Source organism: Pseudomonas fragi, assembly GCF_900105835.1.
Taxonomy (GTDB): Bacteria; Pseudomonadota; Gammaproteobacteria; order Pseudomonadales; family Pseudomonadaceae; genus Aquipseudomonas; species Aquipseudomonas fragi.
In genome coordinates, this window is the sequence record NZ_LT629783.1 from 2,644,452 (window position 1) to 2,658,877 (window position 14,426).

Sequence of the window (14,426 nt, forward strand, 5' to 3'; positions counted from 1 at the left end):
AAAAGCCCCGGTACCGTTCGTATCTGCCCCTGATAAACATCATGTTCCCGGAGATCGCACCATGAAGCGTCGTAGCTTGCTCAAGGCTTTCACCCTCTCTGCCTCCATTGCCGCCATGGGTATGACCTGGACGGTACAAGCCGCCGAGACCATCAAGGTGGGGATTCTGCATTCGCTGTCCGGGACCATGGCCATTTCCGAAACCTCGCTCAAAGACATGGCGCTGATGACCATCGACGAGATCAATGCCAAGGGCGGCGTCAACGGCAAGATGCTTGAAGCGGTGGTCGTGGACCCGGCCTCCAACTGGCCGCTGTTTGCCGAAAAAGGCCGGCAGTTGCTGACCCAGGACAAGGTCGCCGTGGTGTTCGGCTGCTGGACCTCGGTGTCGCGCAAGTCGGTATTGCCGGTCTTTGAAGAACTCAACGGCCTGCTGTTCTACCCGGTGCAATACGAAGGCGAAGAGATGTCGCCCAACGTTTTCTATACCGGCGCCGCACCGAACCAGCAGGCGATCCCGGCGGTGGAGTACCTGATGAGCGAAGATGGCGGCAGCGCCAAACGCTTTGTGCTGCTGGGCACTGATTACGTGTACCCGCGCACCACCAACAAGATCCTGCGGGCGTTCCTGCATTCCAAGGGTGTCGCCGACAAGGACATCGAAGAGGTCTACACCCCGTTTGGTCACAGCGATTACCAGACCATCGTGGCCAATATCAAAAAGTTCTCGGCCGGTGGCAAGACCGCGGTGATTTCCACGGTCAACGGCGACTCCAACGTGCCCTTCTATAAAGAGCTGGCCAACCAGGGCCTGAAAGCGACCGACGTGCCGGTCATCGCATTCTCGGTGGGTGAGGAAGAACTGCGCGGCATCGACACCAAACCGCTGGTGGGCAACCTGGCGGCGTGGAACTACTTCCAGTCGGTGGAAAACCCGGTCAACGCCAAATTCGTCGCCGACTGGAAAGCCTACGCCAAGGCCCACAACCTGCCGGGCGCCGACAAGGCCGTGACCAACGACCCGATGGAGGCCACCTATGTGGGCATTCACATGTGGGCCCAGGCGGCGGAAAAAGCCAAGTCCACCGATGTCGACAAGGTGCGCGAAGCGCTGGCTGGCCAGACCTTTGCCGCACCGTCGGGCTACACCCTGACGATGGACAAGACCAACCACCACCTGCACAAGCCGGTGATGATCGGCGAGATCCAGCCCGACGGGCAGTTCAGCGTGGTGTGGCAGACCGAAGGGCCGATCCGCGCCCAGCCGTGGAGCCCTTATATCCCGGGTAACGACAAGAAGCCCGATTACGCGGTGAAGAGTAACTAAAGCCTGACGCATCATTGTGCTTTTGTGGGAGCGGGCTTGCTCGCTCCCACAGGTGTGTTGAATTGCTTCTATCTGTGCAAGGCCATGATTATGCCCACTGCCCTTTACCGTCTTATCCTCAGCTGCCTGCTGTTGCTGCCATTGGCCGTCTTCGCCGATGACGCCAGCGACTTCGCAGCAGCCAACAATTCCGCACAGGCCCAACTGCTGGAAAGCTGGGCGGCCCAACCGGTTCCCGCCCGCGTAGAGCTGATCAACAGCCTGCAACAGGGCCAGGTCACAGTAGACGGTCAGGTTAAAACCCTGCGCCTGAACAACCGCCTGCGCGGCCTGATCGACACGGCACTGGCCAGCCATCAGTTGCTCGCCAGCGATCCCAAACTGCGTTTAAGCGCCGCGCAGCAACTGCAAAAATCCGCCAAACCGGCACAACTCCACTTCCTCGACCGACAACTGGCCGGCGAAACCGACAGCGATGTACACAGCGCCCTGAGCCTGGCGCTGGCCAATCTGCAACTGGTCGACCCCGACCCGGCCGTGCGTTTGGCAGCCGTGCGCCTGCTGGGTGAAACCGGCGAGCCGCTGGCCCGTACCCGTCTCGAAAACCTGCTGCAACCGGGCGCAGAAGCCGATGCCGGGGTGCGCACCGCCGCCGAAACCAGCCTGGTGCAAGTCAAACGCAAACTGCTGATCGGCGATTTGCTGGGGCAGGCGTTCAGTGGTTTGTCCCTGGGTTCGATCCTGCTGCTGGCGGCCCTGGGGCTGGCCATTACCTTCGGCCTGCTGGGCGTCATCAATATGGCCCACGGCGAGATGCTGATGCTCGGCGCCTATTCCACCTACTGCGTGCAGTTGCTGTTCCAGCGCTTTGCCCCCGGCGCCATCGAGTTCTACCCGCTGCTGGCCCTGCCGGTGGCGTTCTTCGTCACCGCAGCCGTGGGCATGCTGCTGGAGCGCACCATCATTCGCCACCTCTACGGCCGCCCGCTGGAAACCCTGCTCGCCACCTGGGGCATCAGCCTGATCCTGATCCAGCTGGTGCGTGTGTTGTTCGGCGCGCAAAACGTCGAAGTGGCCAACCCGGCCTGGCTGTCGGGCGGCCTGCAAGTGCTGCCCAACCTGGTGCTGCCGTACAACCGCCTGGTGATCATCGTCTTCGCCCTGGCCGTGGTGGTGCTCACCTGGCTGCTGCTGAACAAGACCCGCCTGGGCCTCAATGTGCGCGCCGTTACCCAGAACCGCAACATGGCCGCCTGCTGCGGCGTGCCCACCGGGCGCGTGGACATGCTTGCCTTTGGCCTCGGCTCGGGAATTGCCGGGCTTGGTGGCGTGGCCCTGAGCCAGGTCGGCAACGTCGGCCCGGACCTGGGCCAGGGCTACATCATCGACTCGTTTCTGGTGGTGGTGCTGGGCGGCGTCGGCCAATTGGCCGGCACCGTGTATGCAGCCTTCGGCCTGGGCATTGCCAACAAGATTCTTGAACCGCAGATCGGTGCCGTACTGGGCAAAATCCTGATTCTGGGACTGATCATTCTGTTTATCCAGAAGCGTCCGCAGGGGCTCTTCGCGCTTAAAGGACGGGTGATCGACTGATGAATCAGCCTCTGATGGTCACTGCTGCACAAAAGGCCGGGCCCACGGTTACTACGCTGGCGGGCGCGTTGGTGTTGCTGGTGTTGCTGGCCCTGCCGCTGCTGTCGCTGCTGCCCGCCGACAGCCCGTTACAGGTCTCGGCCTACACCCTGACGCTGGTGGGCAAGATCCTCTGCTACGCCATTGTCGCCCTGGCGCTGGATCTGGTCTGGGGTTACGCCGGGCTGCTGTCGCTCGGCCACGGCCTGTTCTTCGCCCTGGGCGGCTACGCGATGGGTATGTACCTGATGCGCCAGGCCTCGGGCGATGAGCTGCCGGCCTTCATGACCTTTTTATCGTGGACTGAATTACCGTGGTACTGGGTCGGCACCGAGCATTTCTGGTGGGCCATGTGCCTGGTGGTATTGGCTCCCGGCCTGCTGGCTTTGGTGTTCGGCTTTTTCGCCTTTCGCTCGCGGATCAAGGGCGTGTATTTCTCGATCATGACCCAGGCCCTGACCTTCGCCGGGATGCTGCTGTTCTTCCGCAACGAAACCGGCTTTGGCGGCAACAACGGCTTTACCAACTTTCGCAGCATCCTGGGCTTTGGCATTACCGAACCGGGCACCCGCGCCGCGCTGTTTTTCGCCACCGTGTTGCTGTTGGTGGCCAGCCTGTTCCTTGGCTGGCGGCTGGCGCGCAGCAAGTTCGGCCGGGTGCTGACGGCGCTGCGCGATGCAGAAAACCGCCTGATGTTCTGCGGCTACGACCCGCGCGGTTTCAAGCTGTTCGTGTGGGTATTGAGCGCGGTGTTGTGCGGTCTGGCCGGGGCCTTGTATGTGCCGCAGGTGGGCATTATCAACCCGGGTGAAATGTCGCCGACCAACTCCATCGAAGCCGCCGTATGGGTCGCCCTCGGCGGGCGCGGCACCCTGATCGGGCCGTTGCTGGGCGCCGGTGTGGTCAACGGCATGAAGAGCTGGTTTACCGTGGCCTTCCCCGAATACTGGCTGTTCTTCCTGGGCGCGCTGTTTATCGTCGTGACCCTGTACCTGCCCAAAGGCGTGATTGGCCTGCTGAAAAAAAGAGGCGAACAATGAGAATCACACCGACCGCCGAATTCATGCTCGAACCCGTGCTGGACGCTGGCAGCAGCCGCGACGCCATTGGCCTGGGGCAAGCCGCCGGGTCGGGGCTGAACACCCGCCACGGCACCATCCTGACCCTGGAAGACATCAGCGTCAGCTTCGATGGCTTCAAGGCCCTGAACAACCTCAACCTGTATATCGGTGTCGGCGAACTGCGTTGCATCATCGGCCCCAATGGCGCGGGCAAGACCACCATGATGGACGTGATTACCGGCAAGACCCGGCCCAGTGAAGGCCAGGCCTGGTTTGGCGAAACCCTCGACCTGCGCCAGATGAGCGAAGTGCAGATCGCCCAGGCCGGTATCGGCCGCAAGTTCCAGAAGCCTACGGTGTTTGAAGCCCTGAGCGTGTTCGAAAACCTGGAACTGGCACAAAAGACCGACAAGTCGGTATGGGCCAGCTTGCGCGCGAAGCTGTCGGGCGAGCAAAAGGACCGCATCGGTGAAGTGCTGCACACCATCCGCCTGAGCGGCTCGGCCCATCGGCCTGCGGGGCTGTTGTCCCACGGCCAGAAGCAGTTTCTGGAAATTGGCATGTTGCTGGTGCAAGACCCGCAACTGCTGTTGCTTGACGAGCCGGTAGCGGGCATGACCGATGCCGAAACCGAATTCACCGCCGAGCTGTTCAAGAGCCTGGCGGGCAAGCACTCGTTGATGGTGGTGGAGCATGACATGGGCTTTGTCGGCTCGATTGCCGACCACGTCACCGTGCTGCATCAGGGCAGCGTATTGGCCGAAGGCTCGCTGGAACAGGTGCAGGCGGATGAACGGGTGATCGAGGTCTACCTGGGTCGCTGAAAGCCTGCCTTGGGTGGGAGCGGGCTTGCCCGCGATTCAGGCGATGCGATCTGTCAGTCAATCCGCGGTGATGCCATCGCGGGCAAGCCCGCTCCCACAGGGGCATGGGGAGAATCTGAACATGCTTAACGTCGAAAAACTGCATCAGTACTACGGCGGCAGCCATATCCTGCGCGGCCTGTCATTCGAGGTCAAAGTCGGCGAAGTCACCTGCCTGCTGGGCCGCAATGGCGTGGGCAAGACCACGCTGCTCAAATGCCTGATGGGTTTGCTGCCAATCAAGGAAGGCAGCGTGCAGTGGGAAGGCCAGCCAATCACCACGCTCAAACCCCACCAGCGGGTACATGCCGGGATCGCCTATGTGCCCCAGGGCCGGGAGATTTTCGGGCGCCTGACAGTGGAAGAAAACCTGCTGATGGGGCTGTCGCGCTTTCCCGGCGCCGAGGCCAAAGAGGTGCCGGCATTTATCTACGAGCTGTTCCCGGTGCTGCTGCAAATGAAGCATCGGCGCGGCGGCGACTTGTCCGGCGGCCAGCAGCAACAGCTGGCCATCGGTCGCGCCCTGGCCAGTCGCCCGCGCCTGCTGATCCTAGACGAACCCACCGAAGGCATCCAGCCCTCGGTGATCAAGGAGATCGGCGCGGTGATCAAAATGCTCGCCGCCCGCGGCGATATGGCGATTTTGCTGGTGGAGCAGTTTTATGACTTTGCCGAAGAACTGGCCGACCAGTATCTGGTGATGTCCCGTGGCGAAATCGTGCAGCAGGGCCGGGGTGAAAATATGCAAACAGAAGGTGTACGCGGGCTGGTAACGATTTAATCTGCGTCTCTACTTGGTGAAAAGTCCTACATATGAACCTGCCGGCCAACACCGCATTGTTCACCCCCAGCTGGCTCGCCGAGCTGGAGCTGGGCTATGGCCGTTTCGGCGACAGCACGCGGCCGACCCTGCGCCGCCACCTCGGACCGCTGCGGGTGCAAAAGCACCTGTATGCCGAAGGCCCCGAGGTGTGCCAGCACATCATTGTCCACCCGCCGGGGGGGATTGCCGGGGGCGACCAACTGAGCATCAGCGCCAGCGTCGGCCCCGGTGCCTGGGCGCAACTGACCAGTCCTGGCGCGGCCAAGTGGTATCGCGCGGCAGGCCCGGCTTACCAGACAGTCGAATTGATCGTGGCCGCCGGCGCGACCCTGGAATGGCTGCCGCAGGAGACCATCGTGTTCAGCGCGGCCCAGGCTGAACTCACCACCCGGATTGAACTTGAAGGCGATGCCCGGCTGTTTTACTGGGACATGGTGGCGCTGGGGCGCCTGGCCAGTGGCGAACGGTTTGAGCACGGGCACTTTCAGTCGCACCTGGATATCCGCCGCGACGGCCAGTTGCTCTGGCACGAGCGCCAGCGCATTGCTGGCGGCGACGGGCTGCTGGATTCACCCATTGGCCTGGACGGCAACCCGGTGTTCGCCACACTGCTGGTGACAGGTGAGATCAGTGCCGAGCTGCTGGAGCGCTGCCGCTCGCTGGCCAACCCGGTGCGCGGGGATTTGACTCAATTACCGGGTTTACTGGTTGCACGCTGCCTGGCCGGTGAAGCCTTGCAGGCGCGCAGCTGGCTGATTGATTTATGGCGCTTGCTGCGCCCAGCATTGCTGGGGCGCGAGGCATTGGCGCCACGCATCTGGAGTACCTGAAGAGCGCCCTCACCCTAGCCCTCTCCCAGAGGGAGAGGGGACTAAAGGCAAAAGCAGATTTGCGTAGCACCACAGATCAGCTCCCTCTCCCTCTGGGAGAGGGTTGGGGTGAGGGGCTTTTTATTTTGAGCACAAACACAATTTTTAACTGCCGAACACGGACCCGACCATGGACCTGACCCCACGCGAAAAAGACAAGATGCTGATCTTCACCGCAGGCCTGCTGGCCGAGCGTCGGTTGGCCCGCGGTGTAATTCTCAACTACCCGGAAACCATCGCCTATATCTCCGCCGCGCTGCTCGAAGGCGCCCGCGATGGCCGCACCGTCGCCGAGCTGATGCACTACGGCACCACCTTGCTGACCCGCGACCAAGTGATGGAAGGCATTCCGGAAATGATCCCCGACATCCAGGTCGAAGCCACCTTCCCGGATGGCACCAAACTGGTCACCGTCCACCAACCCATCGCCTGAGGCCGAGCATGTCTTATGTCATTCGTGATGCAGTCGCGGCGGACCTGCCGGCGATTCGCGATATCTACAACGATGCGGTGCTCAACACCCTGGCCATCTGGAACGAACAGACCGTCGACCTGGCCAACCGCCAACAATGGTTCGACGCCCGCCAGGCCCAGGGCTACCCGATCCTGGTGATCGTCGACGAAGCCAATATCGCCCTGGGCTATGCCTCGTTCGGCGACTGGCGTCCGTTCGAGGGCTTTCGCCATACCGTCGAGCACTCGGTGTATATCCACCCCGAGCAGCGCGGCAAAAAGCTTGGGCCACAATTGCTGGCCGAGTTGATCAAGCGCGCCCGGGCCTGCGACAAACACGTGATGGTCGCCGCCATCGAAGGCGGCAACGCGGCGTCGATCCATGTCCACAAACAACTGGGTTTCGTCACCAGCGGGCGCATGCCGCAGGTGGGGATCAAGTTCGGCCGCTGGCTCGACCTGACCTTTATGCAACTGATGCTCAACCCCGGCGCCCTGCCGCCCAAGGAGCCCGGACAATGAATGCCGAGCAGGTAGTACGCGTCACCGCGCAGAGCTTTGCCCAATACCGCGATGACTTGATCGTGTTGCTGCTCGATGCAGTCGGGCACGGCGCGTCGGTGGGGTTCATGAACGACCTGGACCAGCCCCAGGCCAGCCGCTACTTCAACGAAGTTCACGCGCAACTGGAGCAAGGCAACCTGCTGCTCTGGGTACTGGTGGAAGATCAGCGCGTCCTGGCCAGCGTGCAACTGGCGCTGTGCCAGAAGGCCAACGGCCTGAACCGTGCCGAGGTGCAAAAATTGCTGGTGCTCAATGAAGTGCGTCGCCGCGGGCTGGGCCAGGTGTTGATCCATGCCCTGGAACAGGGCGCTCGCGAACTCAAGCGCGGCTTGCTGCACCTGGACACTGAAGCCGGCTCCCCCGCCGAGAACTTCTACAGCGCCCTGGGCTATACCCGCGTGGGCGAACTGCCCAACTACTGCCAAAGCCCCGACGGCCATTACAGCCCGACTGCCATCTACTTCAAAACCTTGAGTGAGCCGCAATGATTCCGGGTGAATACCGTATTGAAGCAGGCGACATCGAGCTGAATGTGGGTCGCCGCACCCTCAGCCTGAGCGTATCGAACCGTGGTGACCGGCCGATTCAGGTCGGCTCGCACTATCACTTTTTCGAAACCAACGATGCCCTGATGTTTGACCGTGGCGACAGCCGCGGCATGCGCCTGAACATCCCGGCCGGCACCGCCGTGCGCTTCGAGCCGGGCCAAACCCGCGAAGTAGAGCTGGTGGAACTGGCCGGATTGCGCAGGGTGTTCGGCTTTGCCGGGCGAGTGATGGGCGAGCTGGATTGACCTGAAACACACCATCCCCCTGTGGGAGCGGGCTGGCTCGCGATGGCATCTACGCGGTCATGCAGGCAAACCGCGCCGCCCGCATCGCGAGCAAGCCCGCTCCCACAAAATCCGAATTAATGTTCAGGAACGCACCATGAAAATCTCCCGTCAGGCCTACGCCGACATGTTCGGCCCTACCGTCGGTGACAAGGTTCGCCTGGCCGACACCGAGTTGTGGATCGAAGTCGAACAGGACTTCACCACCTATGGCGAAGAAGTGAAGTTCGGCGGCGGCAAGGTGATCCGTGACGGCATGGGCCAGAGCCAGCTGCTTGCTGCCGAGGTGGTGGACACGCTGATCACCAACGCGCTGATCATCGATCACTGGGGCATCGTCAAGGCCGATGTGGGCCTCAAGAACGGGCGCATCCATGCCATCGGCAAGGCCGGCAACCCGGATATCCAGCCCAACGTCACCATCGCCATCGGCGCCAGCACCGAAGTGATCGCCGGTGAAGGCATGATCCTTACCGCCGGCGGCATCGACACCCATATCCACTTTATCTGCCCGCAGCAGATCGAAGAAGCGCTCAACAGCGGCGTAACCACCATGATCGGCGGCGGCACCGGGCCAGCCACCGGCACCAATGCCACCACCTGCACCTCCGGGCCGTGGCACATGGCGCGCATGCTCCAGGCCGCCGATTCGTTCCCGATGAACATGGGCTTTACCGGCAAGGGTAACGCCAGCCTGCCGCAGCCGCTGATCGAGCAGGTCGAAGCCGGGGCCATCGGCCTCAAGCTACACGAGGACTGGGGCACCACCCCGGCATCCATCGACAACTGCCTGACGGTCGCTGACCGGTATGACGTACAAGTGGCGATCCACAGCGACACCCTGAACGAGTCCGGCTTTGTCGAAACCACCCTCGCCGCCTTCAAGGGCCGCACCATCCACACCTATCACACCGAAGGTGCCGGTGGCGGGCATGCGCCGGACATCATCAAGGCCTGCGGCCTGACCAACGTGCTGCCCAGCTCCACCAACCCGACCCGTCCCTTTACCCGCAACACCATCGACGAACACCTCGACATGCTGATGGTCTGCCATCACCTCGACCCGAGCATCGCCGAGGACGTGGCCTTCGCCGAAAGCCGCATCCGCCGCGAGACCATCGCTGCCGAAGACATCCTCCATGACCTCGGTGCGTTCTCCATGATCAGCTCCGACAGCCAGGCCATGGGCCGCGTCGGCGAAGTAATCACACGCACCTGGCAAACTGCCGACAAAATGAAAAAACAGCGCGGCCCGCTGCCCGAAGATGCACCTGGCAACGACAACTTCCGCGCCAAGCGCTATATCGCCAAATACACCATCAACCCGGCGATCACCCACGGCGTAAGCCATGAAGTAGGGTCGGTGGAAGTGGGCAAGTGGGCTGACCTGGTGCTGTGGCGCCCGGCGTTCTTCGGCGTCAAACCGACGCTGATCATCAAGGGCGGGGCTATCGCGTCGAGCCTGATGGGCGATGCCAACGCCTCGATCCCCACGCCGCAACCGGTTCACTATCGCCCGATGTTCGCCAGCTACGGCGGCTCGCGCCATGCCACCTGCCTGACCTTTATCAGCCAGGCCGCCTTGGACGCAGGCGTGCCGGCAGCGCTGGGTTTGCAAAAGCAAATTGCGGTGGTCAAGGGCTGCCGGGATGTACAGAAAAAGGACCTGATCCACAACGGCTACCTGCCTGAAATCGAGGTCGACCCGCAGACCTATCAGGTCAAGGCCGATGGTGTATTGCTGTGGTGTGAACCGGCCGACGTGCTGCCGATGGCACAGCGCTACTTTCTGTTCTGACAGCCCGTATTTGCAGGGGATTGGCGGTTGTATTGAAAATACGGAATTGACGTTAAGATGCGTCACTTTTCATTACAACCGCTCTTGCAGCAAGGTATGTGGGGTCATGGGCCTATCTGAATTCATCGTGCTCAATGTTGACCGTATCGTCGATGAATGGGAGCAGTTTGCCGAGACCATCACCCCGGCTGCCGAGACCATGAACAGCGTGGCGCTGCGCGACCATGCCAGGGAAATCCTGCTGGCTGCCTCGCGGGACATGAACACCGCCCAAACCGCCAGCGAGCAGCAGGCCAAGGCTGAGGGCGAAGGCCCCGAAACCAGCCCGGCCCTGGACGAAGCCGCCGCCAGCCACGGCGAGTTGCGGCACACGGTGGGCTTTGACCTGGTGCAGATGACTTCGGAATTCCGCCATCTGCGCGCCTGCGTGATCCGCTTGTGGGTCGCCAGCATCGACGCGCCCGCCCTGTCGCATATGCAGGACATGATCCGCTTCAACGAAGCCATCGATCAGGCACTGGCCGAATCCACGGCGGCCTATGCCGAACAGGTCAACCGCTCGCGGGACATCTTCCTTGCCATCCTCGGCCACGACCTGCGTGCACCGTTGCAGGCGGTGAGCATGTCCAGCGAAATGCTTGAACGCAAAACCCGCCTCGATCCTGTGGCGCAGCCTTATCTGCTGGCGATCAAGAATGGCGCGCGGCACATGGGCGCGATGGTCAATGATTTGCTGGAGTTCGTGCGCAGCCGCCTGGGTACCAGCCTGCCGATCGAGCCGCGGGCGATGGACTTGGGCCAGGCCTGCCAGGCGGCGCTGGACGAAGCCTGCGCCGGGCAACCGGATTGCGCCCCGACGCTGCAGGTCGAGGGTGATGTGCAAGGGCACTGGGACCCGCGCCGGCTGGGGCAACTGCTGCAAAACCTGATCGGCAACGCCCTGCAGCACGGGGCGCGCCGGGGCAAGGTGACCTTGCACCTGAGCGGGGACAGCGAAGCCGTGACCTTGCGCGTGCACAACGTCGGCATGCCCATCGCCGAGGATGCCATCGGCACCCTGTTCGACCCGCTGGTGCGCAGCCCCAGCGAAGACCTGAGCCAGCCGGGTACGTCGACCAGCCTGGGCCTGGGGCTGTTTATCATCAAGGAAGTGGTGGACGCGCACGGGGGCCGCATCGACGTGACCTCGACCGAAGCCGAGGGCACGACGTTTACGGTGGTGTTGCCCAAAAACGCCTGAGCCATCTGCAAACGCTCTCTGTGGGAGTGGGCTTGCTCGCGATTCAGTCGCCGCGGTTCAACAGGAACACCGCGCCGATACCATCGCAGGCAAGCCAGCTCCCACAAAGCCTGTGGGCAGGCTTCAGCTATTGCGCCACAAACCGCCCCAGCTGCTGTTTCAATCGCTGATTTTCAGCACGCAATTGCTGCACTTCTTCGAGCAGATCCAGCGCCAGCGCCACGCCTTCCCATTCCATCTGCAGATCATCACGCAGCTTGGCCGCACGCCTGGCGATAACCAGTTCGTAGTCTTCAAAACGCCACACGTCAGGCGTGCGGCCCTGAGGTTCGATAATTCCGTGTTCGACAATCTCTATCACGTAAGTGGCCGGGATATTGGCCTCTTCGCAGAACCTTTCCATGTCCAGCTGAACGATCAGGGTGCTGCTCATGATCAGTTACTCCATTGGGCTCTCGGGTCAAATGCCGCTTTGTCGGCGAGTTCTTGCCACAGGGCTTTGGTGGCTTCGTCGCCATGGGTCGGCATGACCACTTTCAATTGGGCATACAAATCACCACGCTGGCCTTTCTTGTCGACCAGGCCGTGGCCCTTGATACGCATGCGCTGACCACTCTGGCTGTCAGGGCGAATGGTCATCATCACCTTGCTGGTCAAGGTCGGGATCGCCACCTTGGTACCCAACGCAGCTTCCCACGGTGCCAGCGGCACGGTGATGACCAGGTCGTGACCTTCCACGTCGAACTTCGGATGCGGCGCAAAGCGGATGATCAGGTACAGATCACCATTGGCCCCGCCACCCACGCCCGGACCACCCTGGCCCTTGAGGCGGATACGTTCGCCGTCGGTCACACCGGCCGGGATCTTCACATTCAGGGTCTTGCTGACGCCACCGATCTGGAAGCTGATCGGCTTCGACTCGCCCGACAGGGTTTCTTCAAGAAAAATCGGCAATTCCATTTCTACATCCTGCCCGCGACGGCCCGCACTGCGGCCTGATTGCCCACCAAAGCCACCACCGCGCGAACCGAAGATCGAGCTGAAGAAGTCCGAGAAATCGCCCGAATCCTCGAAGCCACCACTGGAATGACCCTGCCACCCCGGCGGGCCCTGGAACGGCTGGCCATGCTGGCCATATTTACGAATTTCATCGTATTCGGCGCGTTTATCGGCACTTTTCAGTGCTTCATACGCTTCGTTGACGTCCTTGAACTTAGCCTCGGCGTCCTTTTCCTTGCTTACATCCGGGTGATATTTGCGCGCCAGCTTGCGATAGGCGGTCTTGATCGCCTTGTCGTCAGCCGTGGGCTCGACACCCAGGATCTTGTAATAGTCTTTGAAGTCCATGTAAGGATCACCATCCGTTATCAATATGGCGCTGCTGCGACCAGCCAGAATGCTCCGGTTGGCCGGCCTGTCGTTTGACCGATCTCAAGAACAGCGCTGCAAAAGTTTATCGGCAGCCTACGGGCTTCACACAATCGCCTGCCAACTACCAAGCCAATGACTGGAAGTTTGGGGATCAAGGATAGTCTTTCAAGTGGATTAAAACCTGCGATTTAACGATTAGTCGTGCTTCGATTCTGTGGCGGTCTGGCATACACTGCGCGGCCGTTTTTTAACCGGAACACGAAAGACATGAAAAGCGCCTCTCCAGCACGTGCCTGCGGTATCGACTTCGGCACGTCCAACTCCACCGTCGGCTGGCTGCGTCCAGGCGTGGAAACCCTCATTGCGCTGGAGGACGACAAGATCACCCTGCCCTCGGTGGTGTTCTTCAATATGGAAGAACGCCGCCCGGTGTACGGCCGTCTGGCGCTGCATGAGTACCTGGAAGGCTACGAAGGCCGCCTGATGCGCTCGCTCAAGAGCCTGCTGGGCTCCAAGCTGATCAAACACGACACCAGCGTTCTGGGCACGGCGATGCCGTTCAAGGACTTGTTGGGGCTGTTTATCGCCCAGCTGAAAAAGCGCGCCGAAGCGACCGCCGGTCGTGAATTCGAAGAAGTGGTACTGGGCCGCCCGGTGTTTTTCGTCGACGACGATCCCCTGGCCGACCAGGAAGCCGAAAACACCCTGACCGACGTGGCCCGCGCCATCGGCTTCAAGGAAGTGTCCTTCCAGTACGAACCGATCGCAGCGGCATTCGACTACGAGTCCACCATCGAGCGCGAAGAACTGGTGCTGATTGTCGATATCGGGGGTGGTACTTCCGACTTCTCGCTGGTACGCCTGTCGCCCGAGCGCCGTGGCCTGGACAACCGCCAGGACGACATCCTCGCTACCGGCGGCGTGCATGTGGGCGGTACCGATTTCGACAAACAGTTAAGCCTGCAAGGCGTAATGCCATTGTTCGGCTACGGCAGCCGCATGAAAAGCGGTGCCTACATGCCCACCAGCCATCACATGAACCTGGCGACCTGGCACACCATCAACTCGGTGTACTCGCAAAAATCCCAGCTGTCGCTGGGCAGCATGCGCTACGACATCGAAGACACCGGCGGTATCGACCGTCTGTTCAAGTTGATCGAACAGCGCGCAGGGCATTGGCTGGCGATGGAAATCGAGCAGACCAAAATCGAACTGACCCACAACGACAGCCGCCATGTGCCGCTGGACCGGGTGGAAGCGGGCCTGAGCGTAGACCTGAGCCGGGCAATGTTTGAAGAGTCCATCGACAACCAGCTGGAACGCATCCGCAACAGCGTGACGCAATTGCTGGGCAATGCCGGCGTGGGTGTCGAGCAGGTGGACACGGTGTTCTTCACCGGTGGTTCGAGCGGGATTCCGGCCTTGCGCCAGAGCGTCGCGGCCATGCTGCCCAATGCCCAGCATGTCGAAGGCAATATCTTCGGCAGCATCGGCAGCGGTTTGGCGATTGAGGCTAAAAAGCGTTACGGCTGACACCTAACCCCTGTAGCCGCTGCCGCTGCCGCAGGCTGCGATGGGCTGCGTAGCAGCCCC

The 14,426-nt window shown here is 61.6% G+C and carries 15 protein-coding genes; 13 read left to right on the forward strand and 2 right to left on the reverse strand.

Translation table 11 applies throughout. The features are described 5' to 3' along the window. Positions 1-61 precede the first annotated feature (61 nt). From urtA to BLU25_RS12125, 12 genes are all read left to right on the forward strand, one after another. Positions 62-1,327: an urea ABC transporter substrate-binding protein gene (urtA, locus tag BLU25_RS12070; RefSeq protein ID WP_016783361.1), complete on the forward strand. Its 1,266-nt coding sequence runs from the start codon at positions 62-64 to the stop codon at positions 1,325-1,327. A 90-nt stretch (positions 1,328-1,417) separates the two neighbouring features. Continuing rightward, positions 1,418-2,920 (forward strand): urea ABC transporter permease subunit UrtB, encoded by a 1,503-nt coding sequence (urtB, locus tag BLU25_RS12075; RefSeq protein WP_029611712.1) that lies wholly within the window; start codon positions 1,418-1,420, stop codon positions 2,918-2,920. Then, positions 2,920-3,999 (forward strand): urea ABC transporter permease subunit UrtC, encoded by a 1,080-nt coding sequence (gene urtC, locus BLU25_RS12080; RefSeq protein ID WP_016783359.1) that lies wholly within the window; start codon positions 2,920-2,922, stop codon positions 3,997-3,999. The genes urtB and urtC overlap by 1 nt, the downstream gene beginning before the upstream one ends. Next, on the forward strand, positions 3,996-4,844 hold the full coding sequence (gene urtD, locus BLU25_RS12085) for an urea ABC transporter ATP-binding protein UrtD (protein WP_016783358.1): 849 nt from the start codon (positions 3,996-3,998) through the stop codon (positions 4,842-4,844). Before urtC ends, urtD begins: the two co-directional genes overlap by 4 nt. Positions 4,845-4,965: 121 nt before the next feature. Continuing rightward, the gene (gene urtE, locus BLU25_RS12090; RefSeq protein WP_016783357.1) at positions 4,966-5,664 is read left to right on the forward strand and encodes an urea ABC transporter ATP-binding subunit UrtE; all 699 of its coding nucleotides are present in this window, start codon (positions 4,966-4,968) and stop codon (positions 5,662-5,664) included. Positions 5,665-5,696: 32 nt separating this feature from the next. Continuing rightward, positions 5,697-6,536: an urease accessory protein UreD gene (locus tag BLU25_RS12095; protein WP_016783356.1), complete on the forward strand. Its 840-nt coding sequence runs from the start codon at positions 5,697-5,699 to the stop codon at positions 6,534-6,536. Between the two features lie 169 nt (positions 6,537-6,705). Further along, complete coding sequence (gene ureA / locus BLU25_RS12100) at positions 6,706-7,008, forward strand: urease subunit gamma (RefSeq protein ID WP_016783355.1); 303 nt, start codon at positions 6,706-6,708, stop codon at positions 7,006-7,008. An 8-nt stretch (positions 7,009-7,016) separates the two neighbouring features. After that, positions 7,017-7,550, forward strand: a complete 534-nt coding sequence (locus BLU25_RS12105; RefSeq protein WP_016783354.1) for a GNAT family N-acetyltransferase — start codon at positions 7,017-7,019, stop codon at positions 7,548-7,550. Then, positions 7,547-8,080, forward strand: coding sequence for a GNAT family N-acetyltransferase (locus BLU25_RS12110; RefSeq protein ID WP_016783353.1), 534 nt, complete (start codon positions 7,547-7,549; stop codon positions 8,078-8,080). The genes BLU25_RS12105 and BLU25_RS12110 overlap by 4 nt, the downstream gene beginning before the upstream one ends. Beyond that, complete coding sequence (locus BLU25_RS12115; RefSeq protein WP_016783352.1) at positions 8,077-8,385, forward strand: urease subunit beta; 309 nt, start codon at positions 8,077-8,079, stop codon at positions 8,383-8,385. Before BLU25_RS12110 ends, BLU25_RS12115 begins: the two co-directional genes overlap by 4 nt. Before the next feature lie 136 nt (positions 8,386-8,521). Then, positions 8,522-10,222, forward strand: a complete 1,701-nt coding sequence (gene ureC, locus BLU25_RS12120; RefSeq protein ID WP_016783351.1) for an urease subunit alpha — start codon at positions 8,522-8,524, stop codon at positions 10,220-10,222. 106 nt (positions 10,223-10,328) lie between these two features. Continuing rightward, the gene (locus tag BLU25_RS12125) at positions 10,329-11,462 is read left to right on the forward strand and encodes a sensor histidine kinase (protein ID WP_016783350.1); all 1,134 of its coding nucleotides are present in this window, start codon (positions 10,329-10,331) and stop codon (positions 11,460-11,462) included. 127 nt (positions 11,463-11,589) lie between these two features. On the opposite strand, the gene BLU25_RS12130 is transcribed toward BLU25_RS12125, so the two are convergent. Continuing rightward, positions 11,590-11,895 carry a chaperone modulator CbpM gene (locus BLU25_RS12130; protein ID WP_016783349.1) on the reverse strand — a complete coding sequence of 102 codons (306 nt, stop codon included), beginning with the start codon at positions 11,893-11,895 and terminating at the stop codon, positions 11,590-11,592. A gap of 2 nt (positions 11,896-11,897) precedes the next feature. Beyond that, positions 11,898-12,809 (reverse strand): curved DNA-binding protein, encoded by a 912-nt coding sequence (gene cbpA / locus BLU25_RS12135; protein WP_016783348.1) that lies wholly within the window; start codon positions 12,807-12,809, stop codon positions 11,898-11,900. A 291-nt stretch (positions 12,810-13,100) separates the two neighbouring features. On the opposite strand from cbpA, the gene BLU25_RS12140 reads away from it, so the two are divergent. Further along, positions 13,101-14,366 (forward strand): Hsp70 family protein, encoded by a 1,266-nt coding sequence (locus BLU25_RS12140; RefSeq protein ID WP_016783347.1) that lies wholly within the window; start codon positions 13,101-13,103, stop codon positions 14,364-14,366. The last annotated feature ends 60 nt before the right edge of the window (positions 14,367-14,426 follow it).